The sequence below is a fragment of the Hahella sp. CR1 genome (assembly GCF_029813005.1).
Classification (GTDB): Bacteria; Pseudomonadota; Gammaproteobacteria; order Pseudomonadales; family Oleiphilaceae; genus Hahella.
Genome location: NZ_JAPELK010000010.1, coordinates 254,983 through 280,977, shown reverse-complemented (window position 1 = coordinate 280,977; position 25,995 = coordinate 254,983). Strand labels below are relative to the sequence as shown.

At 54.3% G+C, this 25,995-nt stretch carries 23 protein-coding genes; 8 read left to right on the top strand and 15 right to left on the bottom strand.

Features of this window, described 5'->3' with window-relative positions:
* Positions 1–171 precede the first annotated feature (171 nt).
* Complete coding sequence (map, locus tag ONV78_RS23160) at positions 172–927, bottom strand: type I methionyl aminopeptidase (protein ID WP_279506764.1); 756 nt, start codon at positions 925–927, stop codon at positions 172–174.
* Positions 928–1,097: 170 nt separating this feature from the next.
* On the opposite strand from map, the gene ONV78_RS23155 reads away from it, so the two are divergent.
* Both ONV78_RS23155 and ONV78_RS23150 read left to right on the top strand, forming a co-directional pair.
* Positions 1,098–2,210, top strand: coding sequence for a leucine-rich repeat domain-containing protein (locus ONV78_RS23155; RefSeq protein ID WP_279506762.1), 1,113 nt, complete (start codon positions 1,098–1,100; stop codon positions 2,208–2,210).
* Positions 2,211–2,399: 189 nt separating this feature from the next.
* On the top strand, positions 2,400–3,590 hold the full coding sequence (locus ONV78_RS23150) for a leucine-rich repeat domain-containing protein (RefSeq protein WP_279506760.1): 1,191 nt from the start codon (positions 2,400–2,402) through the stop codon (positions 3,588–3,590).
* A gap of 18 nt (positions 3,591–3,608) precedes the next feature.
* Here the strand turns inward: ONV78_RS23150 and ONV78_RS23145 are convergent, their stop codons facing one another.
* From ONV78_RS23145 to ONV78_RS23135, 3 genes are all read right to left on the bottom strand, one after another.
* On the bottom strand, positions 3,609–4,271 hold the full coding sequence (locus ONV78_RS23145; RefSeq protein WP_279506758.1) for a VOC family protein: 663 nt from the start codon (positions 4,269–4,271) through the stop codon (positions 3,609–3,611).
* 33 nt (positions 4,272–4,304) lie between these two features.
* Positions 4,305–4,589: a hypothetical protein gene (locus ONV78_RS23140; protein ID WP_279506756.1), complete on the bottom strand. Its 285-nt coding sequence runs from the start codon at positions 4,587–4,589 to the stop codon at positions 4,305–4,307.
* A 71-nt stretch (positions 4,590–4,660) separates the two neighbouring features.
* Positions 4,661–5,215, bottom strand: a complete 555-nt coding sequence (locus ONV78_RS23135; protein WP_279506754.1) for a leucine-rich repeat domain-containing protein — start codon at positions 5,213–5,215, stop codon at positions 4,661–4,663.
* Between the two features lie 571 nt (positions 5,216–5,786).
* Here ONV78_RS23135 and ONV78_RS23130 point away from each other — a divergent pair.
* Positions 5,787–6,926, top strand: coding sequence for an efflux RND transporter periplasmic adaptor subunit (locus ONV78_RS23130; RefSeq protein ID WP_279506753.1), 1,140 nt, complete (start codon positions 5,787–5,789; stop codon positions 6,924–6,926).
* 14 nt (positions 6,927–6,940) lie between these two features.
* Positions 6,941–10,084: an efflux RND transporter permease subunit gene (locus tag ONV78_RS23125; protein ID WP_279506751.1), complete on the top strand. Its 3,144-nt coding sequence runs from the start codon at positions 6,941–6,943 to the stop codon at positions 10,082–10,084.
* A gap of 178 nt (positions 10,085–10,262) precedes the next feature.
* Here ONV78_RS23125 and sodC read toward each other — a convergent pair whose 3' ends face one another.
* The 4 genes from sodC to ONV78_RS23105 all read right to left on the bottom strand — a co-directional run bounded on the left by sodC (position 10,263) and on the right by ONV78_RS23105 (position 13,372).
* Positions 10,263–10,871, bottom strand: coding sequence for a superoxide dismutase [Cu-Zn] SodC (gene sodC / locus ONV78_RS23120; protein ID WP_279506749.1), 609 nt, complete (start codon positions 10,869–10,871; stop codon positions 10,263–10,265).
* Positions 10,872–11,106: 235 nt separating this feature from the next.
* Positions 11,107–12,267, bottom strand: a complete 1,161-nt coding sequence (locus ONV78_RS23115) for a DUF695 domain-containing protein (protein ID WP_279506747.1) — start codon at positions 12,265–12,267, stop codon at positions 11,107–11,109.
* Positions 12,268–12,348: 81 nt separating this feature from the next.
* Positions 12,349–13,032 (bottom strand): hypothetical protein, encoded by a 684-nt coding sequence (locus ONV78_RS23110; protein ID WP_279506745.1) that lies wholly within the window; start codon positions 13,030–13,032, stop codon positions 12,349–12,351.
* A complete protein-coding gene (locus ONV78_RS23105; protein WP_279506742.1) occupies positions 13,001–13,372 on the bottom strand; it encodes a hypothetical protein in 372 nt (123 codons plus the stop codon). Before ONV78_RS23105 ends, ONV78_RS23110 begins: the two co-directional genes overlap by 32 nt.
* Positions 13,373–13,547: 175 nt before the next feature.
* Here ONV78_RS23105 and ONV78_RS23100 point away from each other — a divergent pair, with 175 nt between their 5' ends.
* Positions 13,548–14,303: a transporter substrate-binding domain-containing protein gene (locus tag ONV78_RS23100; protein WP_279506741.1), complete on the top strand. Its 756-nt coding sequence runs from the start codon at positions 13,548–13,550 to the stop codon at positions 14,301–14,303.
* 243 nt (positions 14,304–14,546) lie between these two features.
* Positions 14,547–15,857 (top strand): hypothetical protein, encoded by a 1,311-nt coding sequence (locus ONV78_RS23095; protein ID WP_279506739.1) that lies wholly within the window; start codon positions 14,547–14,549, stop codon positions 15,855–15,857.
* Between the two features lie 46 nt (positions 15,858–15,903).
* Here ONV78_RS23095 and ONV78_RS23090 read toward each other — a convergent pair whose 3' ends face one another.
* From ONV78_RS23090 to ONV78_RS23070, 5 genes are all read right to left on the bottom strand, one after another.
* A complete protein-coding gene (locus ONV78_RS23090) occupies positions 15,904–16,140 on the bottom strand; it encodes a thioesterase family protein (protein ID WP_279506737.1) in 237 nt (78 codons plus the stop codon).
* Positions 16,141–16,146: 6 nt separating this feature from the next.
* Positions 16,147–17,061, bottom strand: a complete 915-nt coding sequence (locus ONV78_RS23085; RefSeq protein WP_279506735.1) for a transporter substrate-binding domain-containing protein — start codon at positions 17,059–17,061, stop codon at positions 16,147–16,149.
* Between the two features lie 79 nt (positions 17,062–17,140).
* Positions 17,141–18,538, bottom strand: a complete 1,398-nt coding sequence (gene ccoG / locus ONV78_RS23080; RefSeq protein WP_279506732.1) for a cytochrome c oxidase accessory protein CcoG — start codon at positions 18,536–18,538, stop codon at positions 17,141–17,143.
* A 136-nt stretch (positions 18,539–18,674) separates the two neighbouring features.
* Entirely contained in the window at positions 18,675–20,087 is a 1,413-nt protein-coding gene (mapR, locus tag ONV78_RS23075) for a GntR family transcriptional regulator MpaR (protein WP_279506729.1), read from the bottom strand.
* A 42-nt stretch (positions 20,088–20,129) separates the two neighbouring features.
* Positions 20,130–21,005, bottom strand: a complete 876-nt coding sequence (locus ONV78_RS23070; protein WP_279506728.1) for a CoA ester lyase — start codon at positions 21,003–21,005, stop codon at positions 20,130–20,132.
* Between the two features lie 198 nt (positions 21,006–21,203).
* On the opposite strand from ONV78_RS23070, the gene ONV78_RS23065 reads away from it, so the two are divergent.
* Entirely contained in the window at positions 21,204–21,701 is a 498-nt protein-coding gene (locus ONV78_RS23065) for a GNAT family N-acetyltransferase (protein WP_279506727.1), read from the top strand.
* Here ONV78_RS23065 and ONV78_RS23060 read toward each other — a convergent pair.
* Together ONV78_RS23060 and ONV78_RS23055 are read right to left on the bottom strand one after the other, a co-directional pair.
* Positions 21,698–22,768, bottom strand: a complete 1,071-nt coding sequence (locus ONV78_RS23060; protein WP_279506725.1) for an alkene reductase — start codon at positions 22,766–22,768, stop codon at positions 21,698–21,700. The two genes, ONV78_RS23065 and ONV78_RS23060, sit on opposite strands and share 4 nt — an antisense overlap.
* A 120-nt stretch (positions 22,769–22,888) precedes the next feature.
* Positions 22,889–23,377, bottom strand: a complete 489-nt coding sequence (locus ONV78_RS23055; RefSeq protein WP_253938248.1) for an Rrf2 family transcriptional regulator — start codon at positions 23,375–23,377, stop codon at positions 22,889–22,891.
* A 462-nt stretch (positions 23,378–23,839) separates the two neighbouring features.
* Between ONV78_RS23055 and tssI the strand changes: the two genes are divergently transcribed.
* Complete coding sequence (tssI, locus tag ONV78_RS23050; protein WP_279506722.1) at positions 23,840–25,993, top strand: type VI secretion system tip protein TssI/VgrG; 2,154 nt, start codon at positions 23,840–23,842, stop codon at positions 25,991–25,993.
* Positions 25,994–25,995 lie beyond the last annotated feature (2 nt).

Below are 25,995 nucleotides of genomic sequence, written 5' to 3'. Positions count from 1 at the left end.
CGCCAAATCAGCAGATCACGTTTTGCTTTTTGTCGCCAACTATGGGGCAATGTCCCGTAGCTTATACGCTTTCCCCTGAGCTAATTGTGACGCCCACGTTGGATGGCGCTTTGCTTATCCAACCTACGGTTAGAAAGTTCGGAGAGTCACAACCGTGAGGCTATAAAGACGCTAAGCGCTTTGAGGCACGGTCACCAATATGGGCTGTCCGTTGGTGATCACCATCGTATGTTCAAACTGGGCGGATAAATTCCCTGCGGCGCCAACCAGGGTCCAGCCGTCGCGGGCTTCCGTTACGTGTTTGCTCTTGGTGGACAGGAAGGGTTCGATGGTGATGACCAGCCCTTTGTGCAAACGCCGTTCTTCGCGAGGATCGTAATAGCCCAGAATCTCCTTCGGGTCTTCGTGCAGACTGCGCCCTACGCCATGGCTGCACAGATTTCTGATAATTTTGAAGCCTTTGTCCTTGGCGACTTTCTGGATCTCCTTACCGATGACATTCAGATTCTCCCCCGCCCGCGCTTTCGCTGCGGCGTTGCGCAACGCCAACTTGGTCGCGTGTAACAACCGGTCTTTTTGCGGCGTGGATGGCGGCACGATAAAGGTGCCCCCAGTGTCTGCGAAATAACCGTTCTTTTCGCCCGAAACATCAATATTGACGATATCTCCAGGGCGAATAACGCGATCGCCCGGAATGCCGTGCGCCGCTTCTTCGTTCACGCTGATGCAGGTGTAACCGGGAAAGTTATAGGAGAGTAACGGAGCCGATTGAGCCTCATATTTTTCAAACAACGCCTTGCCAATAGCGTCCAGCTCTGAGGTCGTCATCCCCGGTTCGGTGCGCGCTATCATCTCCTGCAAAATCGTCGCGACAATGCCGCCGATATGTTTCAGGTGTAGTAAATCTTGCTCTGTTTCTATGGTCATCAACCGGGTCCTCAGGTACGTGGCTTATCTCGCACTCATATCAAAAGTCATTGAAAAGATAAACAAATTAGACGTTTTTTCTTATATAGTTCGCCACCAATGCGCTAGTTTTGAAATGATAAAGGCTTTTCCCGCATTCTATACTTGCAGGCCGGCCGCAGGGGTTAGACGTGATCAATAGCAGTGAAAATTACCAGAGAGCATTCGAGTTTCTAAGAGACTATGTTCCAAATAATCAGCCGCCAAGTCTTCCCCATGCACTTGGAGAGCTTAAACAGCTTTCCGAGCTTTATCTGTCGGATCGAATGCTGGAGGAGCTATCCCCCGCCATCAGCGCTTTTCAAAACTTAGAGCGACTCAGCCTGTCAGGTAATCAGCTGCGACAACTGCCAGAAACGATAGGTAAGTTATCCAGACTCAATCATCTGTATTTGGATAACAACAAACTAACAAGCCTGCCATCTTCGATCGGAAGTCTTTCTCGGCTAAAAAGCCTGACGCTCCTGGATAACAGACTGGAGAGCCTGCCAGAAGAGATGGGTGATCTGGCGGAGCTTGAGCTTCTCTCCCTGAGTCAGAACGTCCTTAGTGCGCTCCCCAACGAAATAGGCGGGCTGTCCAAATTGAGCCAGCTGTACTTACATAACAACCGCCTGGTAGCGCTGCCCGAAACTATTGGGCGCATGCATTCACTCAGCACGCTGGAGCTGAACGACAACAAACTGGAGCGCCTTCCTCAGAGTATTGAAAACCTGTCCTCATTAAGTTCTCTATCTCTGATTGGCAACCTATTCAGATCTGTTCCTGAGGTGCTTTTGCAACTGGAAAAGCTGGCATTTCTGTCTATGGATATCAGCTGTATCACCACCTCGACAGACCTGCCCGGCAATGTCACTCATTTATGCCTCAGTCTTGACACGGATAACATAGACCGAGCGCTACGATGCCTGGAAAAATTCGCTGGCGTGAGATCTCTAGCGATGAAAACCCATAATATGGAAACGCTGCCGTCGGCGATTGGGCTACTGAAGAATATGCCTAACCTTGAGGAATTAGACCTAAGCTTCAACAAACTCAAGAAAGTACCTCCAGAAATTGGCGAGATTACTCAGCTAAAGCGCCTGCACCTGAATGACAACCAGCTCACCGAAGCGCCATCAGAAATTCTGAACCTGAAGCAGCTGAAAGAAATAAGCTTTTACAGCAACCACATCCCTGAAGAAGAGCAACGAAAGCTGTGCGATCAGCTGGACGCCGAGCTGGGGATCATATTGTTTGATTAAGCCGTTCATTCTCTGTTCCAAGCTCGTGATTATCTTTTGTAAGTTCATCGCGGCAATACCGCCAATATGTTTTATGAGCGTTTGCGCCTATATCGTCCACGAGATAATCCACGAACAAAAACTTGTTGAGGAATGAGTAAGGCCTTTTCCGAATTCAAATAGCAGGCCTCAATTAGAGAGGAGTTAGACTTGATCAATAGCAGTGATAATTACCAAAGAGCACTCGATTTTTTAAGGGATTATGTTCCGGATAATCAACCGCCGCGCCTTCCCTACGCACTTAGAGAGCTTAAATTGATTTCCGATCTTTATCTGGCGGATCGTTCGCTAGAGGAGTTGTCCCCCGCTATCAGTGTTTTCGAAAAGTTAGTGCATCTCTCTCTGTCCAGCAATCTACTGCAACAACTGCCGAAGACGATAGGTAAGCTATCCAGGCTGACTCGCCTCGAAGCAAGTGACAACAGGCTCACGAGCCTGCCAGCTTCGATTGGCGATCTTTCTCAATTAACAGGTCTTTACCTCTCCTATAACCAACTCAGCACTTTGCCTGAAGAAATTGGAAATTTGAGAGAACTTCAGCGTCTCTATTTGTATGGTAATCAGATTGCCGATCTCCCAATTGAGATTGGCAATTTAACCAACGTTCATGATCTCGACTTAGGCTTTAATAAACTGTCGGTTCTGCCTGTCACAATGGAGTATATGCACTCCCTTTACGCGTTGGGTCTAAATGACAACCAATTCGACGACCTGCCGCCTTGGCTCCCCCGTCTTGCTTCACTGAGGTCGTTGTCTCTCATCGGTAACCGATTCAAATCCGTCCCGATGGTTCTTTCAGAGCTAGACCAACTGAAATATCTAGCGATTGATATCAGTTGCCTAAACGCTTCGAGCGATGGAGTTCGCCATGTCTCTCACTTACGTCTCAACCTCGATACGGACGACATTGAAACAGCGCTGAAAAATTTGCGGAATCTGGACAATATAACGCGCCTGTCCCTGAACACACACAACATGGAGTCACTACCACCGGCAATTGGTGTTTTAAGAAACCTCCCCAACCTTGCCGCGATAAACCTTAGTTGGAATAAACTAAAGCAATTACCAAAGGAAATCGGTTGCCTGAAACAGCTTCCCAAGCTGGAAGAGATAGATCTTAGTTTCAATAAACTCGAGACGCTGCCTGCCGAAATTGGCGAGATCACCCAGTTAACGCGCCTGCGTCTGAATGACAACCAGCTCACTGAGCTGCCATCAGAAATTCTGAATCTGAAGCAGCTGGAAGAATTGAGCCTTCATAGCAACCACATCCCTGAAGAAGAGCAACGAAAGCTGTGCGATCAGCTGGACGCCGACCTTGAAATCATATTGTTTGATTAAGCCCAGCCGTCGCTTCTATCACCACCGAAACACCAACGGCAAATGAGGCCGGAAGTCGTGATGCTTTCCCTCTTTTTCGTGATCAAAGCCTATTTCCAATAGGCTCTCATCCCCCGTCGACATCTCAAATCCGCCCGCAGTGGTCGCCAGAATGGCGGCGTCGGAGGGCGTTTCTCTATTGGGGGATGTGACGCAAACACGCGTGATTTCTCTGAAACCGGTGGCGTGCGTTAGTGGCTGCGCGCGCTCTGGGGCGGCTTGGTCTGGTCTGCCGGCAAACTCCAGGTAAAACCACATGGGTTCGCTTAATGGCGATTCCGCGACTTCCACACGCAGGGTTTCCGGCAGGTATTTAGGCCGGTAGTCCCAGCTTTTGAACGGCGCAGGGCTTCGCTCCTTGCCGGTCTCAGGTCGAAAGCAAAAGCCAAATGGCGAAACAGCAGCGCCTCTTTGGGTCAGCCTTTCCAGCAGCATCGTCGGCCGAGTCAGCGCACTGTCAGCTTCTTCAGGATCGTTTAAATACAACAACTCGATAAAAGCGTTGTGGAAGAAAAAACGACGATTAGCCGTACCCTGACCAGGGTGAGTATTCGCGGAGCCTTCCGTCAAACCAAAGGCGGTCAACAAATCCCCTTCCGGAGCTTCTTCCGATACGCAGATAAAAATATGGTCCAATTCCATGACGTTCTCTTTATTTGATGAAAATTTCCGGGACTACAAGGAAGCAGAGACTTTCTTGTGTGATCTGGAAAGCAGCTTTTTCAAGAGCATCCTGAACATGTGAATGATCACGAAGTACGCAAAATATTGAGCCAGCATTAGTAACCAGACAGAGTAAAAGTCGCCACCCAGTAGTGAAAGGAGCAACCATCCTGGCGCTTGCAGGTAGGCAAGAAAAACTAACGAGCCATGCGCCAATGCATAGCCGAAATAGCCCGCTAATAGCGTAATTGGAATACAGATTAGCGCCCACAGGGCGGATTTATGGACATCCTTCATTCTTCGGTCCTATCAATATGGCAGGATAGCGTTATAAAATTTTTTGAGGAATATCGCCAATAAGCGCTTATTTAGCACACTATAGTCAATGACTTGGAAGCGAATTTATTACGATAGTTGGAAATATCTATCGGGTTACCTTGCAGGTTCAAGAATTGCAGTTTTTTCAACCCGAACATTTCACAAGGAAGATCAGCAATCTGATTGCCGTAAAGATTGAGAACTTTCAATTGGGTGAAATCGCCAATCGACGCATCAATTTTGTGAATCCCACAATTCCCCAGGCTTAATCTTTCCAGATTGGGAATTTTCGCCAGTTGTTTAAAGACCGTTGCAGAGTCAATGTCCGCGTTGTTTGGCATGTGAATCATCTTTAGATTTTGTAACTCTCCGAGTTCGTCGTTTAAATGTCGCAGCTTGTTATGTCGAATGTGCAGTTTTTTGAGCTGTCTTAATTTGCATACTACCGATGGAAGCGCTTCAAAGTTATTAAACGAGAGTTCCAGATATTCTAAATTGGTTAGCCACGAAAGCTCATCCGGCAGTTCAGTTAGATCAGCACAGTGCAGCCGCAAGCGCTTTACTGACTCCGGGTCCGCCAACTCTTTGCTTAAATACTCAGTCACACCGTCATCCTTTGTAGTATTCCGTTGCAGGCCAATTAAGTACCGATGCTTTTCACTCTGTCGGAAACCATATCAAAGACCCAAAGAGTAACGCCTTTCTTGTGTGGGATCTACGATTTGGGACGGTTCCCGTGTTTCACGTTTTTGCGGATTTAAATCATGATTCAATCCTATAAAACCTGTTCCGAATAAGCCTCAGCTCGTACATCTCATGGCAATTTAAAACGTAAAAGCGCATTAGGCGCTCCCTACTTAGTAACTTTTCCCCTGCAGCCGTTACTTAATAGGGTGAAATTCTATTAATCGCCCTCTTGCAATTATCACAATAACTTGATTTCCTTAGCATATTCTCAATTAAAATTTTTTCATTTCACTTTGTCGAAAATCGCGCTCGCCGTTCGACAAGGTGTAAATCCCCACTCTATTCCAGGCTTCCACTTGCCTGCCGGAGTCCATTGATGACAGCCGGGACACAGGGATTTGACAGGTTTATGATCATATTTTCACCACTTCACTGGCTATTTGGCGAATGTGATCCAACGCTTTAACTCACTTTGCAGAGGAAGTGCATATGCTTAAAAAGCTCCTATGGGTGTTCGCTGGCCTGGTTGTCGTGGCGCTCATCGTTGGAGGGATCATCCAGGTCAAGATGCAGCAGTTCGACACCATGGGGGCCGCCGCCGCGCAGATGACCATGCCGCCGACGCCGGTCAACACCTATACCGTCGAACAGTCGCAATGGCGACCGCGCATCTCCCTGGTGGGTTCCGTCAAACCTGTACAGGGAACGGTGATCAACACGGAAATTGATGGGACGGTGAAAGAAATCAAATTCTCCGCCGGCGCAGACGTGAAAGCCGGCGATGTTCTGGTTCTGTTCGATGACCAGATCGAACGCGCCGAGTTACGAGAGGCTGAAGTGGCCCTTGACCGCGCCCAGTTAAGCCTGACCCGCGCCAAAGAACTGAGCAAAACGCGCAATATCTCCCAGCTCGAATTCGACAACGCGGAGAACGACGTGAAACAGGCGCAAGCGCGGCTGAACTACAATCGCGCCGTGATCGCCAAGAAAACCTTGCGCGCCCCCTTCGACGGCAAACTGGGGATTCGCCAGATCAGCGTCGGCCAGTTCCTGGACAGGGGTACGCCCGTCGTGTCCCTGCAAGCGTTGAATCCGGTGTATGTGGAGTTTTCGCTGTCGCAGCGTCGTCTGGGCGAGCTGGCGGAAGGTTTGAAAGTGGAAGTCGTCACCGACGCCTACCCGGAGCAGAAGTTTGTCGGCAAAATCACCGCGTTCAATCCGGACGTCGACCCCAACACCCGTAACGTCCGGGTGCAGGCGACCCTGGACAATCCCGAAGGCAAACTGCGTCCGGGCATGTTCGTGGCGATTGAGATGATTCTGGCGCAGGCGCGCGACGTGCTGTTTATCCCCTCTACGGCAGTGTTGCACGGCCCTTACGGTTCTTCCGTCTATATCGTCGATGAAGGCGAAGCCAAAGACGGCGGCGATGCGCCGCTGGTATTGCGGCAACAGCTGGTGCGGCTGGGAGAAACCCAGGGCGACTTCGTCATCGTGGTCGAAGGCGTGAAATCCGGCGACCGTGTGGTGTCCACCGGCTCCTTCAAGTTGATGCCCGGCATGTCCGTGCTCATCGACAACAAATTGGCGCCGGATTTCAAACTTGATCCGCAACCCAAGAACACCTGACAGGGCCGCCGATTATGAAAGCTTTTACTGATATCTTCGTGCGGCGTCCGGTGCTGGCCCTGGTGGTCAACATCGTGATAATCATCGCCGGCGTACAGGCCTGGAATTCACTCAGCGTTCGGCAGTATCCGCAGAGCGAAAACGCCTCCGTCACAGTGGCCACCACCTACGTGGGCGCCAGCGCGGACGTGGTGCGGGGGTTTGTCACCACGGCGATTGAGCGCGCCATCGCTTCCGCCGACGGTGTGGACTACATTGAGTCCAAGAGCATGCTGGGGCTGTCTCTGGTGACCGCCCGACTCAAGCTTAACTACGATCCCACCAAAGCGTTGGCGGACATCACCGCCAAGGTGAATCAGGTGCGCAACGAATTGCCCGCCGGCTCGGAGCTGCCCGCCATCAGCGTGCAATCCGCCGATTCGGAATTCGCCGCCGCCTACCTCAGCTTCTGGTCGGAATCGCTTTCACAGAGCGAAATCACCGACTATCTGGTGCGCGTGGTGCAGCCGCGTCTGGCGGCGCTGTCCGGCGTACAGCGGGCGGATATTTTCGGCGCCCGCACTTTCGCCATGCGCATCTGGTTGAAGCCGGATCACATGGCCGCGCTGAACATCAGCCCCGCGCAAGTCAATGCCGCCCTCGCCGCCAACAACTATCTGGCGCCGGTGGGCAGCACCAAGGGCAGTTTTGTTCAGACCTATCTGACCGCCAACACCGACCTGCATACCGTGGAGCAGTTCAAGGAGCTGGTGATCCGCCAGGAGAACGACACCATCATCCGTCTGCAGGACATCGCTGACGTGGAGCTGGGCGCGGAGGAGTACGACACCGAAGTCAGCTTCAACGGTCAGACCGCCGTGTTCATGGGCATCTTCCCACTTCCCAGCGCCAATACCATTGAAGTGGTGGAGCGAGTGCGCAAGGACCTGGAAGCGATCAAGGAAGATCTGCCTCCCGGCCTGCAGGGCGGCATCGGCTATGACGCGTCGGAATACATCAACAACGCCATTCATGAAGTGGTAGGCACCCTCACTGACACCCTGCTGATCGTGGTGGTGGTGATCTTCCTGTTCCTGGGGTCTTTCCGCTCCGTGCTGGTGCCGATTGTGGCGATCCCCGTGTCCCTGATTGGCGCAATCTTTCTGATGCAGATGTTCGGATTTACGCTGAACCTGCTCACCCTGCTGGCGATAGTGCTCTCTGTGGGACTGGTGGTGGATGACGCCATTGTCGTGGTGGAGAACGTCGAGCGGCACTTGCGCGAAGGCCGCAGCCCGGTTGAAGCCGCCCGCATCGGCGCGCGGGAGTTGATTGGTCCGGTCATCGCCATGACCATCACCCTGGCGGCGGTGTACACCCCTATCGGCCTGCAAGGCGGTCTGACAGGCGCCTTGTTCCGCGAGTTCGCCTTGACTCTGGCGGGAGCGGTAACCATCTCCGGCATCGTCGCGCTGACCTTGTCGCCAATGATGAGCGCCAAGCTGTTGCGCAGCGCCGAAAGCGAGGAAAAAGGCTTCACCGGCTGGGTGAATCACCGCTTCGACCGTTTACGCGACCTGTACGGCTCTGTGCTGGAGAAAGTGCTGCATGCGCGTCCGGCGGTGTACACCATCTGGGCGGGGCTCAGCCTCATGGTGATTCCCATGTACATGTTCTCCCCCAAAGAACTGGCGCCGCTGGAAGATCAGGGCTTTATGTTCGGCATCATCAATAACGCCGCGAATGCTTCGGCGGATCAGAAGGCGCATTTCGGTCACGCCGCAGAGCAAATCTTCCTGAACGCGCCGGAGCGGGATCTGACCTTCCAGATACTGCTGTCGCCTTCCGATCCGTTTGCGGCGGCGCTGGGCGTCGGCGGTTTCAGCGGCATGGTGGTGAAGCCCTGGAATCAGCGCGACCGCTCCATCTCGGAAATCGTGCAGGACATGCAGTACCAGTTGAGCCAGATTCCCGGTCTGCAGGTGTTCGCAGCACAGCCCCCCGCCCTGCCCGGCGGCAGCAACTTCCCGGTGGAATTCGTCATCGCCTCCACCGCTGAACCGGAACAGATGCTGCAACTCGCGCAACAACTGCAGATGAAGGCGATGGAAAGCGGCTTGTTCTACTTTCCGCCGGATATCGATCTGAAGTACGACCAGCCGCAGTCTGAAGTGGTGATCGACCATCGCAAAGTGGCGGCCCTCGGACTCAATAACGCGCAAATCGGCGCGGACCTGAGCGCGGCCCTGGGCGGCAACTACGTCAATCGTCTCAACATGGACGGACGCGCTTACAAGGTGATTCCGCAAGTGTCCCGAGTAGAGCGTTTGAATCCTGATCAGCTCAAAGACATCTATGTCTCAGGCCCAGAGGGACAACTCATGCCCCTCAGCGCCGTGGCCACGATCACCGATAGCACAGTGCCGCGTTCACTGAACCGCTTTCAACAGCTTAATGCGGTGAAACTGTCCGGCATGACCGCCCAGTTGGACGAAGGCTTGAAGGTGCTGGAAAAAGCGGCGGAAGAAGTTCTGCCGCCGGGCTACACCATCAACTACACGGGCGAGTCCCGTCAGCTGCGTACCGAAGGAGGCAAGTTCCTGCCTGCATTGGGACTGGCGATTCTGATGATCTTCCTGGTGCTTTCGGTGCAGTTCAACTCCTTCCGCGACCCGTTCGTGATTCTGTTGGGCTCCGCGCCATTGGCTATGTTCGGCGCTCTGATCTTCACCACGTTGAAGATGCCGGACCCGAATATGCCCTATTGGACCAACGGCTGGACCACGACAATGAACATCTACGCTCAGGTGGGACTGGTGACTCTGGTGGGATTAATCTCCAAAAACGGCATCCTGATCGTAGAGTTCGCCAACAAACTGCAAATGCAGGGCATGGATAAGCTCAACGCCGTGCATGAAGCCGCCATGACCCGTCTGCGCCCAGTACTCATGACTTCCGTCGCCACCGTGGCGGGCCACTTTCCCCTGACTTTGGTGGAAGGCCCCGGCGCCGCGGCCCGTAACTCCATCGGGCTGGTACTGGTGGGCGGCATGGCCATCGGCACCCTGTTCACGCTGTTTGTGACCCCGGCGTTGTATGTGTTGCTGGCGCGGCAGCATAAGGATGATCCCGTCGGTGACGAGGTCGAAACCGGGCACGCTCAGCCGGCAGCTGGCTAATCAAGCCAGCTGTTAAGCTGCTACAACAGGGCCTGCGTAATGCAGGCCTTTTCTTTTCCCTCTTTCTTTCCTTTTACGTACTTTTTCTTCGTACTTTCCCTTGTATTCTTTTCCTGGTAAACAGCTTTTCCTGATAAACAGCTGGCGGTTTCGACGTTTACTTTATAACGCTTTCGAGTTAACTGGCGCTGTCATCTTTCTGTTGTAGTTTCTGCTGCTTTTTCGGCTCCACGGCGGATTGCGACTGGAAGTCCTCGTCAATGACAACGCCACAGGCGATGCGCGCGCCGCCGCCACCGAGATCAGGTTTGTCTGAGTAGTTGTCGCCGCCTTCGTGGATGATCAGGGCGTGTCCGCGCATGTCCTCGACTTTGAGTTTGGGCGCCAGCACCTGTTGGTTGGCGTTTCCATCTTCATCGACGAATAGCGCTGGCAGATCGCCCTGGTGTCCGGGACGAAACGGCCCGGTATGCCCGCCTTCATTGTCGGGGTCGTAATGCCCTCCGGCCGCTGCGCCCGCGGTCATCTCGCCGCTCTTTTCCGCCGCTTCGCAGCTCCCTTTTTCATGCAGGTGAAAGCCATGCATTCCCGGCTCCAGCCCTTCCAGAATAGGACGGATTAATACGCCATTGGGAGTGGGCTCCAGAATGATTGAGCCTATTTTGTCGCCAACGCCCTCCTCGCTGATTTTGTTAATGGAAACCCGTGTGGCGTCTTGCGCCTGGGCGCTTAAGGCGCCGCTCAGCGCCAGGGTTGCAGCCGCGGCGGTAATGGCCAGTTTATGCATTGTGTATCCTCCTGTTCGAATGCAACGGAAGAAGCCCGCATTCACCACAGGCTTCATTCACTTCAGGAGTTATCAATCAAAGTCCATGCCAGCCGTCCGACGGGGCGCAGCAGGGCCGCGATCACAGCCCATCCCGCAGATGCGCATCAGGCTCTTAGACGGCGAGGCTTTGTAGCTTGTGCAATTCAGCTGTAACTTTTGCGGTCTGCACAAGCCACTGGCGCACTGCTTCCAACTAATACGTTTGACCGCGCCTATAAGCGTAACGGCAAAAAATGTAGGCGGCGGGTAAGGACAAGGTCAGTCCGACAACACCAAGGATGGGCTCGTCCAGCATAAACAGGACACTGACAAACAGGCTGATTGCATACACAAAGAACGGCCCTGCGTAGCCGAAAAATCGCAATATCAACAACAAGGGCGTCAGCACGAATATTCCCATTCCGAACAGGATAAATATCCCCATCAATGCGCCTTCCGCCAATTTGGGAAACCAGTCACCCAGAGAAAACACAACAGGAGAAGCGATCCCTACCGCGCCAAACAGCGCTGCGCCGCCAATGCCGCCCGCCGCCAGACTGGCGATGGCCACGCTGCCGATCATATGCGTGGGCCGCCCGGTATACAGCGGCGTTTTCGCTGGTGCGGAGGGCGCGCCCGTTTCCACACTGGTTTCCCAACCGTCGTATTCGCCGCCGAGTTCGTGCGCCTTACGATTAGAGCGCATCGTATGAAACGATATGTCGTCCAACCGCATGCTGCCGTTATGGCTGAATGTCAGCTGAAACCGGTCTCCATCCTCTTCCCTGGCGCAGTCACTCACCACGTAATGCTCTGCCACCGCCCAATCCGCAAACTGCTGCGCCTGAGCCTGCGTCGGGAAGTGCGCCCAGTGTATGACTTCTCTTTGAATGTCCGGTTCATCGCCGCTTTTCGCCAGCGTTTGCAGCACCTCCAGGTCCTGAATGACTTGCCAGTCGTCTTCTGACGGATAGAGATCCTGCCAATAGGACTGCTTTTCTGGATCTGCGCTCACGTCGAATTCCAGGATATAACCGAATTGGCGACCAACGTTGCGGATAATCGCGGCGGCGATCTCTTCATCGCAGTTCATGTAATAAAAGAAATACCGCTGGCTGTTTACGGTGATGCGTCCCGCATAGGCGGCGTTTTGCGCCTCCAAGCCTTGAAGGAGCGCCTCTTCAATATTATCCAGCGCCGCAAACTCCTCAGAGGTTGGCAGCCCATGGGCGTTGGCGCGCTGCAATTCCAGCTTTACCGCCAATAGAGAGTCACGAGCGTCCGTCCGCGCAATCTCCTCATACCCCAGGTTTACCAACACCCAGGCTTGCCCCTCGTCGGTGAATCGGGGATAGACATTCCATTTATCCTGCATTGTCGCTCTCTTCTTTTTGAAATTTCGCTGCGGCCTGACTGGCTGATTCGCCGTCTATAAGTGCGAATGTCGCTGGCGCTTTTATAAAATCGCCCGATGTAAGTCCGATTTACAGATTAACCCGGGATCACCCTGATTATTGCCGACCCGTGTCCAGTGGGTCTTGATGCTATCAGTTATGACAGACCTTGCTCCCGCATTGGAAAAAGCCTCATGCAAGGCTTTCTGCGGCATTCTTGGATTGTTGTGGTGGCTGTATGTCCAGAAATTAACATCACCCTCGTATGCCAAAGCGTGAGCGGCTTCTCTGAGAGCAACGCATGTGTTTTCGTATAACGCTTGATTCACATTCACCAAAGCCTGCGGCGATAGGTCTTGTTCATCTCCCGCATCCAGATTCTTGACGTAGACGTCGCGCAGCAGAACATCCGCCGTCACGTTGAAAAAGAACATGCCCACGCGAATGGCCCGAACGATGTCTTGTGTTCGCGTTGCGTTCACACTGAAAACCCAGACTTCGCGACTGTCCACGATAGCGGCCTCAACGGCCTCACCGCGTATCCAGGCGAGAAACGGAAATGGAAAGCCGTAAACATGGCAGGTCGCCCGCCATTCCTCATAGGAGTGCAGGCAGGTTCTTAACACAACCTGTTTTTCCTGCTCCTCGTTATCCAGCGCGCGAGATACATCGGTTTTGCAGTCATAGCGCCCTTCAGCGAGGGTCAGTGCGCCTCTAATCTTCATCACGGCCAAACTGTTCTTCATACGCCAACGCTTCAGAGGAAATGCCGCCAACACAATAGATGCGTTCATTTTCCAACGCCTGTGACGCGGCGACGCCCAGCTCAGGCTCTGTAAACGACGGCACATGAATAGGTCCGCCTATCCCGATAGGGCCGCGATACTGTTCGCACTTCCAAAGGTCCATCAGTTTCATCCTGTTGTCAGCCAGATACTGATCAAACAGTTCCATCGCCTCTTTCATGGAGGTAGCGGGAACAACGGCAACGCCGACCATATAGTCTGAACCATCGAAATTAGCTGGCGACATCGGCTCCATGGAAGCCCGGTGATAGAGCAGCCAGGCGGACACTATTTCCATCATTTCTCTCCTGATTCAACAACGTTAATCACCCTATGGCTCCTCCCTTTACGGAACCCGAAAAATTCATAAATAATAACGTCCTATACCCGGTAAGCTATACTTTTTCTGCAACCCGAAAATATTCCTCAGCGACGCTCACGCCACACTACGCTTTAACTGCAAAGGGTAAACCTTTATGAATCACAGAACCTGGAAAACCGAAGGACTTATCGCCCTGATCATTGGCGTATTCTTCCTTTCCGGGTCGGTCTTTGCGGAAAAAAGAGCGCTCGTAGTCGCCGGCGATGAAGAAAAGAAAGGCGGCTATCTGGTTGAGATTACCGAAGCTGCGTTCAGCCGCGTCGGTTACGCCACGGATTTTCGCTTTGTTCCCTGGTCCAGGGCGCTCACCAAAAGCATCGCCGGGGAATACGATGTGCTGCTGGCCGCGTACTACACCAAGGAGCGGGCGGAAAAACTGGCGTACTCCAAACCCATCGGCGTCGCGCAAGTCGTCCTGTTGAAGCGCAAAGACAGCGCTATCGCTTATCACAATATCGAGGACCTCAAACCCTACCGCATCGGGCACATCAGCAACTCCAAAGTCAGCCCGGAGTTTGATAAGGCGGAAGCGGAGTATCTGAACATGGAGTACGCGTTCGACGCAGAGACCAACATCCGCAAACTGCTGGCGGGACGGCTTGACCTGGTGGTGGAGAAGAAACAGCGGATCGTACAACTGGTGAATACTGTGTTCGCCTCCGAAGCCCACAAGCTGGCGTTTGTGACCCCTCCCCTGCACACCAATTACTTCCATAATTGCGTGTCAAAAGTGAATCCCGACTACCAGAAAATCATTCACGACTTCAACCTGGGCCTGGATATCATCCGCAAAGACGGAACCGAAGCGCGAATACTGAAAAAGCACGGCGAAGACAAGCAGGAACTATAGCTCATACGACTTTTCCCTTGCACTGACGGCTTCGCCAACGTTTTTCAGAAGTCCCCTAATATTTTTAATGTCTGTGGTACTAAAGTATGAACAGCATCGCCAGCCCCCAAAGTAAGATACCTCCATTGCTTAGATAATTGCATCTCTAAAGAAGCAAATAAAAATCATAATAAGATCGACAAAATTATGCGCCAATGAAATTCATCTTTATTACGAAAGGACAACTTGATGGAGAGCTAGCGCATGGACACTATGGATGTTTGGGAGGTTGAAGTCAGACACCAAAAGTTGGATAAGTTCAGAATAATCAGGGGGCATGATAAATATCTGGTCAATAAAAAAATAACAATGCAGCAGCAGATATGGAACGAGATGTGGAGAAAGAAGGCGGCGCTTGCCAATAAGAAGAAACAAATGAAGGAAGCCAATACACAGCAAGAAAAAATAGCGCTCGCCAACAGCATAAGTATTGATACGAAAAAAGAGATAGCCAACCTGGTAAATCTCTTACACACGAAACTCTCAGATAACTACACGTCCACATGGGGCCGGCTTCTGGACAAAGAGGCTTTTGCTATCGCCGAGCCTGATCTCCCTGAATTGCAGGATATTCCTCCAGAGCCGGCCAGAACTGACGCTATTTATCAGATTCCACATAGCTTCTGGCATGTGCTGTTTCCCAATCGGAAATATAAAAAAGAGCAAGAGGCCGAGAAAAGATATCTGGCTGACAAGGAATGCTGGGCGCGACAAAAGAAAGACGCAACAAGCAGCAACAGAGCCTCCTTGAGTTCATTTGCGATTAAAAGAGAAGCCTGGTGCTGGAGAAAGTTAAAACATGAGAAAATTCAACGGGAGATAGGCATCAATATATCCCGAACCAAAGAGGCGTACTTTGAAGGAGCCCCTCATGCAATCGTTGATTATTGCGATGTTGTTTTAGGCTCCATACATTATCCCGAATACTTCCCACAATGCTGGGAGCTGCGCTATAACCCGGAATCAATGACGCTCGTCATTGATTACTCTCTGCCAGACATAGAATCATTACCCAGCGTCAAAAGCGTGGCTTATTCATCAGCTAACGATACCCTGGAAGAGACGCATCTATCTCCCGCAGAGAGCAGACATTTATATAGCAATACGATTCGTCAGGTTTCCCTCATCACCCTTTATAGCCTTGTCAAAGCAGACGCCGCCCAGCGGATAAGATCCATTGCATTTAATGGATGGGTTGACTCCATAAACAAATCAACCCGGGAAGAAGTCAAACGATGTGTGTTGACTTTATTTACCCAAAAGCATGCATTCCCTTTCAAGCAACTGGATGACATAGACCCACGGGCCTGCTTTAACGCCCTTCACGGCGACTGCGGCGTCGAACGCGAAAAACTGGCGGCGGTCGCTCCGATTATTATGGGGAACGCAGAAAACCGTTCATTCAGCAGCGCCTTCAGTGTCGACAATAACTCACACAAAACAGTGAAGAAGCCGGGGAATTATGTGCAAGAGCTTGAGTCTTTATTCACGAAAGAAAAGACTCTATGCCAATAGCGCGATCAACTATGTCGGAGAGGAACGCCCGCACCGCAGGCGTCTATTATGCCTCGGCCATCTCTTGCAGCCTGGCCCGAATGTCTTCAGGAATCGGCGCCGCTTTCCTGTTGCGGTAGTCGAAGTGGACCAGTGTGGTTCGCCCCGTGGCGCGCAGACTGTCGTTTTGCATAATGCGCTGGGTGACCGTAAACGAGGCGTTTCCAATCTCCGCGATGGCGGTAAAGATAGCGACATCATGTTCGTAGCGAATTTCGTCATGAAACTCGATCGTGTATTTCACCAAGCCTTACTCGCGCTCCGCGTTGGTCTCCTGCACCCCGGCGCCCTGCCACTTTGCATTGATCTTGTAGAAGATCCCCTTCTCTACGATACGTCGTTTCCCTGCGTCGAATATATCCAGCAGTTTCTGACCGTTAGGATTTTTTTTGGCGCTGACGGCAAATTCGTCCGTGGAGTCGAACACGGGAAGCTTTTTGTAGTGATTGCGCCAGTTCGCTTGCTGCAAGGCGTAGTCAAAGCTCAGTTCATACCCGGCGAGGCCATCCAGGTGACCTTTGTCCAGCATGGCGAAGCCCTGCAGAATCTCTCCTACGTCATATTTGACGATGCGGGACTGACGTTCCCATTCCAGACCGTAATTCCAGCCACGCAGCACGCCAATGGTTTTGCCTTCCAGAGACTCCAGTCCGTTCCAGCTCAGTTTGACGTCAGGACTGACGTAAACGAGAAAGTCCACATGATCGATGGGCTCTTTAGAGTAGTTGAAGTAGCTGGCGCGCTCCTGATTGAAGCCCGTAGGAAACAGGATATCCAGCTTGCCGGCCTTCACCTGATCAAACGCGCGAATCCAGGGATAGATATAGAGCTGAATGGTGTAGCCCATTTCATGATAACTCTCCCTCAGAACATCCCAGCTATAACCTTGCAGGCGCTCTGAATCCAGGCCGGGCGGGATGATTTCCTGCTGGACAGCTTCAGCGTAGCGCCTGTCGAATGTGAATGGCGGATTGTTGGTCAGGGTGGCGACCCTCACCAGCTTATCCGCGCCAGGTTGATGAAAATGATCTTTCGCCCAGGAAAAAGGCGCGCTCAAGAGCAAAACGGCCAAACATAGAATCAATAACTGCACAGGCATCCCCCGCATGTCGACGACGATATACCCCAAGCTGGTTTCATCCAGAGCGGCGACGAGGGCGCGCAAGTCGCCGTGGAGAACTTCCGTGCTTACTTGCCAGTATAGACCCTCAACGGCGCTTGGACCTCGCCATTGCGCCGCGTCATTATTTTGCGGTGGGCCCGGTGAAGCGACTGGGCTTGACCACTTTGCGTTCGGGCAGGTAGGCGTCCTTCACTTCAAAAAACACATCGCTGGAGCGCTGCAGAATCTGGCCTGGCCGCATCGACAGGGTCACAGGAACGCTGACGGCGCTCTCCGGCCCAACCTGTACTCTGCGTTCGCCGCCCATCTCCAGCCCTTCCAGACCCGAAGCGCTGATCAGGAAGGTTTTCGGCTCATTTTCTTTATTCAGAATATCCAGTATGTAGCCGTTTTCTATACGGTTTTCCGAGTTGTACCGAAACAATCCGCGGTCTTTGGCCACATCCAGAGATAACAGCGGACGAGACGCCATCACCCAGGCGAACACGCTGATCATCAGCAGCAACACGGCGCCGTATCCCAGCAGTCGCGGCCGAAGTATGCGCGCCTCGCCGCCTTTCAATGCGCGCTCGCCGGTGTAGCGCACCAGACCCGCGTCATATCCCATCTTCGCCATAACCGCGTCACAGGCGTCGATACAGGCGGCGCATCCGATGCACTCCATTTGCAGCCCGTCACGAATATCAATGCCAGTGGGACACACCTGCACGCACATGCTGCAGTCCACGCAATCCCCCAGGCCTTGCGCGCGATAGGGGGCGTTTTTCTTGCGCGGTCCACGGGATTCGCCTCTGGCGGCGTCATAGGTCACCACCAAAGAGTCTTCATCCAGCATGGAAGACTGGAACCGCCCATAGGGACACATATGAAAACACACCTGCTCGCGCAGCCAGCCGGCGTTCAGATAGGTGGCGACGGTGAAAAATCCTATCCAGAACAGACTCCAGCCGCCAACGTCCAAGGTCGCCATTTCCGTAACCAGAGTGCGGATGGGGGTGAAATAGCCGACAAAAGTCACCGCCGTCGCCAGGCTGACCAACAGCCACAGCCCGTGTTTGAGTCCGCGTCGCGTCGCTTTCTCCAGGCTCAAGGGCGCTTTGTCCAGCTTGATGCGTTGATTGCGGTCGCCTTCCGTGACCTTTTCCGCCCACATGAACACCCAGGTCCACATGCTCTGCGGACAGGCGTAGCCGCACCATGCGCGCCCGGCGAACACGGTCAGGAAAAACAGGCCAAAGGCGGCAATGATGAGAATACCGGAAAGCAGAATAAAGTCCTGGGGCCAGAATGTGCCGCCAAAGATATGAAACTTGCGGGAAGCGATATCCCACAGCACCGCCTGTCGACCTTCCCAGTTCAGCCAGGCCACCCCGAAGTACAGGGCGAACAGCAGAAAACCGCCCAGCAGACGCAAACGCCTGAAGCGGCCGCTGAAACTGCGGGTATGAACCTTGGTGCGGGACTCATACAGATCAACCGTCACCGCTTCGATATTGTGAACCGGGATATGTTCGCTCATTCGCCGCCACCTTCCTTTTTACATCCAAAAGTCAGGCGGGATTATTCAGGCGTACGCGACAAACAAACAGTTTCAGAAAAGATTTAAAAAACCATATCAGATGGCGATTTATCGCTGACAGACATGACTGTTTTTTTTAAAAGGAACGGACCAGACGACCCAGTACCTCCATGGCCTGCTCAAACTCCGGCCCCCAGGGGTGGCCATAGTTGAGCCGGATAAAATTGCGAAAGCGGCGCGTAGCGGAGAATATTGGCCCCGGCGCAATGCTGACGCCCTGCTCCAACGCCAGCTTAAACAAGGCCAGCGAATCCACAGCGGCAGGCAGTTCCAGCCAAAGAAAATACCCCCCATCTGGCCGCGTCACCCGGGTTTGCGACGGGAAGTAGCGATCTATCGCCGCCAGCATCTGGTTCTGCTGCACTTCCAGATTGTGGCGCAGTTTGCGCAAATGCCGGTCATAGCCGCCGAACTGCAGGTAATCTGCGATAGCCGCCTGAGCGGGGATGGATGCCGAGATCGTCGTCATCAGACGCAAACGCTCCACCTGCTGGGCGAAGCGACCGGCGGTGGTCCAACCAACACGATAACCGGGAGCAAGACTCTTCGAGAACGAGCCGCAGTGCATCACCCAGCCGTCTTCATCAAAGGCTTTGGCGGGTTTGGGCGCATGGGCGCTGAAATAAAGCTCGCCGTAGACATCATCCTCGATCAACGGAACCTGATGCCGTCGCAACAGGGCGACCAGCCGACGTTTTTTCTCCTCCGCCAGGGTGACGCCCACCGGATTCTGAAAATTAGACATCAGCCAGCAGGCTTTGATCGGGTGATTGCCCAGCGCCTGCTCCAATACGTCCAGGTCCATGCCTGCGCCAGCGTCCACGGGAATCTCCACCGCTTTCAGCTGCAGGCGCTCCAGCACTTGCAGGCTGGCGTAGAACGCGGGGGATTCAATGGCCACCAGGTCCCCCGGCTGCGTCACCGCCTGCAGACACAGATTCAGCGCCTCCATGGCCCCGCTGGTGATGACCAGTTCCTCCATCGGCGCGGAGACGCCCTCCATGACATATCGCAACGCAATCTGACGGCGCAGATCCCGGTTACCCGGCGGCAGATCGGCGACTACGGAACGCAGATCCATCAAGCGTGTGGCCTTGGCCATGGAGCGCGCCAGTCGTTGCATGGGAAACAAGGTCGGGCTGGGAAAGGCGGAGCCCAGCGGGGTAATGGCGGGATCGCGTACTGAGCCCAGTACAGAAAACACCAGTTCGCTGACGTCCACCGAGGTGGAGGCCAAGGTCTGGCGCGGACGTTTTTGCGCCGCCGGCGCCGCTTGCTTAGCCTGGTTGCAGACAAAATAACCAGAGCGCGGTCTGGAGCGGATCAGGCCGCGGTTTTCCAATAGGTAATAGGCTTCAAACACGGTGGAAGCGCTGACGCCGTAGGTCTTACTGGCGTTACGCACCGACGGCACGCGGCTTCCCGCCGGCAGTACGCCAGAGCGGATCAGGTCCGCGATCTCATTCGCCAACTGCTCGTAACGTTTCATCTTGCGGCAATCTTGATAGGTTCAATGTCAGTGAAATCTGCGCTAGTCCTGCGCCAGAATACGTCGGGCGAGCGCCGCCACTGGCGCATCCAGCATACGGCCGTCCAGATTCGCCGCCCCCAGGCCTTGCTGCTCCGCCTGCGCCATGGTGGCGATAACCCGCTGCGCCCATTGCTTCTGCTCCTCGGTGTAGGCGAAGGCGCGATTGACGCAGGGAATCTGATTGGGATGGACGCACAAAGCGCCGCTGAAGCCTAAGGCTTTGGCCTTGGCGAGATTGGCGGCATAGCTGTCCAGATCTTTGAATTCGCCCATGGAGCCGGGCAGCCCCAGGGCGTCTATGCGCCGCTCTCCCGCCACCAGCGCTATTTGCTGGCAGGCCGCCAGCAGGCTATCGGGCGAGGCCAGCGCTCCCAGCTCCGCCGCCAGATCTTCTGAGCCCATCGCCAAGGCCTTTATCCGCGGCGACGCCGCTGCAATATCGCGTAGGTCCAGTACGCCTTTGCAGCTTTCAATCTGCGGCGTCAGCGCCGTAGCGCCCGGCTCCAGCGACTGCCGCGCTTCCAGGACGCTCAGATACTGACAGATCAAACGGATCACGCCGGCCTCCTGGGTTTTGGGCAGGAACACCGAATGCAGATCCGTCAGCGGCAGCGCCTGCAGGTCCGCAGCCAAATGCTCAAGATCGCCGTTGATGCGCACCGCCACGCGTTTGCCTTTCTCCCGCAGCGCCGTCACGATCTGCGGCAGCGCCGCTCGGGCCTGGTGTTTATCGTCGCGAGGTACGCTGTCTTCCAGGTCAATGATAATCACGTCTGCGTCCAGACCGCCCGCCTTGACGACAAACTCAGGCCGGTTGGCGGGAATAAAAAGGTAACATCTGGCGTGACAATAGGAGGTAGCGGCAGGTTGATCCATGAGAGCGCCTATCTAATAAATCGGTTTGAGACGGAATGATGAAGGCGTTTAACATGATAAGCTACTTTATTGTTATATTTGAGCTTTTATCGCTTAATCCAGTCACGCTATCACTGGCGTGCTCAGGACAGGGCCGCTGACGCGCCCGCCGAATTCATCGCTCAATAGTTAAGGAACCTCTGAAAACAGGGTTGCTGTATGGACTTAGTCGTAAAGCATTTAGAGATCCGCAGAATGCGGGACGAAGACAAACCTGCGGTGCTGGCGCTACAGGTTCACGAAGAACAAGTCCCCTATGTCGGACACACGCGGGACATTCTGCAAGTGGCGAGCCCCAACCATCACTGTCATGTGCTGACGCTGGGCGAAGACGTGGTCGGCTTTTTTATTATCGATGTCGCCTATCATCAGAAATTCGACTTCACCCTGCCCGACGAATTAGGGTTGCGCGCCTTCCTGATCGACGCAGGCAGACAGGGACAGGGCCTTGGCAAGAACGCTACGCGGGCGTTAAAGCCCTATCTGGATGAGGCGTACAGCGACAAATCGTCCATCGCCCTCACCGTGAATTGCCGGAACCCGGCCGCCTACCACTGCTACATCGGCGGCGGTTTCACCGATACCGGCGAGCAGTATCTGGGCGGCAAGGCCGGCCCACAGTACATCCTCAGAATGCCTGTGGGCGCATCGCTTTAAGCCATCGCCTCGCTCAGGCTGGGGTAATCCACGTAGCCTTCCGCGCCGAGCTGCATAAATGTCTCAGGGTGCGGATCATTAAAGTCAGCGTCGGCTTTAAAGCGCGCTGGCAAATCCGGGTTGGCGATGAACAGACGACCAAAGGCCACCGCCTCCGCCTTGTTATCCGCTATCAACTGCTCCGCACGCTCCTTGGACATCTCTTCATTGGCGATAATCGCGCCGCCGAAGTTCTTACGCAGGGTTCCGCCCAGCTCGTCATCGACGATAGGGTCGCGAGAGAAGATGAAGGCGATTCCGCGCTCGCCCAGTTGTTGCGCGACATAGCCGAAAGTGGCGACCGGATTGGAGTCGGACATGGAGTGCGAAGGACTGCGCGGCGCCAGATGCACTCCAACGCGTCCTGCACCCCAGACAGAGATACAGGCGTCAGCGACTTCCAACAGCAGGCGTGCACGGTTTTCCACGGAGCCGCCGTAATCATCGGTGCGCTTGTTCACGCCATCCTGAAGAAACTGGTCCAGTAAGTAGCCATTGGCCGCGTGGATTTCCACGCCGTCAAAGCCTGCCTCTTTGGCGTTTTCCGCGCCTTTGCGGAAGCCTTCCACGATAGCGGGAATTTCATCCCGCTCCAGCGCTCTCGGGGTCACAAAAGGACGCATGGGACGCAACAGACTGACGTGCCCTTCCGCCGCAATGGCGCTGGGAGCGACGGGCAATTCGCCATCCAGGAAAACCGGGTCGGAGATTCTGCCCACATGCCAGAGCTGCAGAATGATTTTGCCGCCGGCGGCATGCACCGCGTCAGTGACTTTCTTCCAGCCCTGCACCTGCTCCGCAGACCAGATGCCCGGAGTGTTGGCGTAGCCCACGCCTTGTGGAATCACCGCGGTCGCTTCGCTAACGATCAGACCCGCAGAAGCGCGCTGTGCGTAATACTGCGCCATGAGTTCGTTGGGAACGCGCCCTTCCCCGCCTGCGCGGCTACGGGTCAACGGGGCCATGACGATACGGTTGGAAAGCTCAAAATCGCCGATGCGGATCGGATCAAACAATGAAGCCATCATTCAGTCTCCCTGGATAGCGATGAAAATAATAAGAGGCTGCTGACTGAAACTGGTCGCCGCCCCGACAATGGGAAACAATGTAACCAACACGGTTACACATGGCAAGAAATTTTTTCTCGCTTAATCGACGTCTTCAGACATCTCCTGCTTGGCGCAGTAATAATGCACGCCCGCGTTATCGGCGACCTGTCGCGCCACATCCGCAATGGTTGTCTGCGCCAGTGAGGCGTCCATGGTGGCGGAAATGCGTTGAAACTCTTCTTCCAGCACCGAGGTGATGTTGCAGCCGATATAGCATTTGGGGTTGGGTTTGGAGCGATGCAGGACGAAATAGTTGGGCTCTTCCACCGCCTGATAAACATCCAGCAGCGTAATTTCGTGAGCGGGCCTGGCCAGCAACGCGCCGCCGCCCACGCCCAATTGCGAGCGGGTCATGCCAGCCTCCGCCAACACGCCCAAAAGCCGTCTCACCACCGCCGCATTGGTGTTCACGCTACAGGCGATATCCTCCGAACGCACCGCCTTGTCTTTATGTAGAGCCAGGTCGGCGAGAATATGAATCGCTACGGCGAAACGGGTGGATGTAGGCACGGTATTAACCTTCGTCATCAGTGAAATCTGGCGTAAGCCGCTTATCTCAAGGGCTACGGGCGCAGTATTGTATTTTAGGGTGCAAAACGCAAGTTCAGCCCTTGACGCTCGCATTGAAGCATTACGAGTAGGCAATCTCTTCTTCGCCACGCTTCCCTTTGTATTTTAACGCCGCCCTGCAAGCGCCGCCACGTCAGGGATTCACTCAATTCGCCGCTCACTTTATCGTTAAATAACAACAACTTGTAGCGTTTCACCCCATAGCGTCGTTATGAGGCTTTATGATCTAATGAATTCAGCAAACCACTGCGTTTCCGCTGCAGTCTGGCCGGGAGAGTTGTTTCGCTATCCCCGCCCACACCATGGCCAAGGCTTCCTTATAAGCCGTCCGGGCCACCAGCGCGCAACCTTGGTTATCACACTATTTCCGGCAGGAATGGCGAGGAACTCCACGCCATTCTCGCCAACATGGAGTTCCTTATGGACGCCTTATTTATCGAAGAGGGACGCTACACCCAGGACACCCGCCCCATCCGCATCGACACGCCTCTAGGTAAAGACGTGTTTCTGCTGCGCCATTTTCGGGGTCAGGAAGGGTATTCGCAGCTGTTCCAGTATGACGTGGACCTGCTGTCCCACAAGCGTGATATTCGCGCGGAAGACATCATCGGCGAATTGGCGCAGGTCACCATTGGCGCCGACGGCGGCGCGCCTCGCGTATTCAGCGGGCATGTTAGCTATTTCGAGTCCACCGGACTGGAAAAGCGGGGGCTGTACGGTTACAAGGCCGTTCTTGTTCCCTGGTTATGGTTCCTGAACAAGAATACCGACTGCCGGGTGTTTCAAAACATGACCGCCCCCAAAATTCTGGAAGCGGTGTTCACGGAAGCGGGCTTTTCCGATTTTCGTTTCAGCGGTCTGTATAACGAATATCCAGAACTGGAATACTGCGTGCAATACCGGGAGTCCGACCTGAATTTCGCCCTGCGTCTGATGGAGCAGGAAGGCATCTATTTCTATTTCGAGCAGGCGCAGAAGCGGCACATGTTGATTCTGGCGGACGATAAGTCCACCAACGCATTTATGGAGCCCCGCAAGATTGAACACAGCTCCCGGCCGCGCAATGGCGACTATATCCAGGAATGGCGCCGCAGTTATCAATATTTCTCCGGCAAATGGAGCCTGAGCGACTTTAACTTTGAAAAGTCCGATCAGTCCCTGCTGGCGGAATGCTCCGCGCTAACCGAACTGCGGGGCGCCGCGTCTTACGAACGCTTTGACTATCCCGGCGCTTTCGGCGACCAGGATCGCGGCCGACGTTTGACCAAACTGCGCATGGAGGAAGAAGAAAGCCGTTTCACCCGGGTGAGCGGCAGAAGCAACCTGCCCCATTTGCTGGTAGGCAGAAAGTTCGCGCTGGAGTCGGAAGAATGCGTCACGGACAACCGTAAGAACTTTGTCGTCACAGCGGTGCGTCATTACGCCTACGAAGGCGGCTACACCAGCGCCGACAGTCCCGACAAGGCGGACAAAGAAAACAGCGTGTACTTCAATCGCTTCGAATGCCTGCCGGACAACGTCAGTTTCCGACCCGCTCTGAACACGCCCAAGCCCCGCATAGACGGCGTCCAGACCGCCATCGTTTGCGGCAAAAGCGGCGACGAGATTTACACCGACGAATACGGCCGCATTAAAGTCCAGTTCCATTGGGACCGCTACGGCGAACGCAACGAAAACAGCTCCTGCTGGGTGCGGGTAGCCACGCCCTGGGCGGGCAAGAAATGGGGCAGCATGGGCATACCCCGCGTTGGCCAGGAAGTAGTGACCACCTTTCTGGAAGGCGATCCAGACCGCCCGCTGGTGATTGGCGGCGTCTACAACAAGGGCAACATGCCTCCCTACTCCCTGCCGGACAACAAGTCCCGATTCGGAGTGAAGTCGCAGTCCACCAAAGGCGGACAGACGTCCAACTATAACGAGATCTCCTTCGACGATAAAAAAGGCGAGGAATCTCTCAATATCCATGCTGAAAAAGACTTCAACATGGAGGTGAAAAACAACATCGGCGCCAACGCCAAAGGCCATTCCACCAGCAGCGTCGGCGGCAATGCGTCGGATTCGGTGGCGGGAAACAGTTCCCTCAGCGTCGGCGGCGATCATTCCGTCGCCGTGACCGGCAAACAGAACGTGTCGATCACCGGCGCGCAAACGCATTCCGTGACTGGCGCGCAAACCTTGAATGTGGGCGCGGATCAGACCGAGAGCGTTTCCGGCAATATCACCCAGACCGCCACCAACCAGACATTGAATCTGTCAGCGGACCACACCATCAGCGCCACTAATCAGAAGATCAATCTGGGAGCGGCGCATGAGGTCAACGCCTCCAGCCAGAAGTTCACCATCAGAGGCCTGCAAACCACACAGGCGGATGCGCAGACCGTCACCGTCACCGGCAAGACCGCCACCACCGCCACGGAAATCGACCTGACGGCGGGAGGCAATATTTCCCTGCGGGTGGGCGGAACCAGCATCCAGATCGACGGCGGCGGCGTCACCATCACCATTGGCGGCAGCTCCATCAAAGTCGATGGCGCCGGGGTGTCCGTTTCCGGTCCGATGATCAAATTGAACTGAGC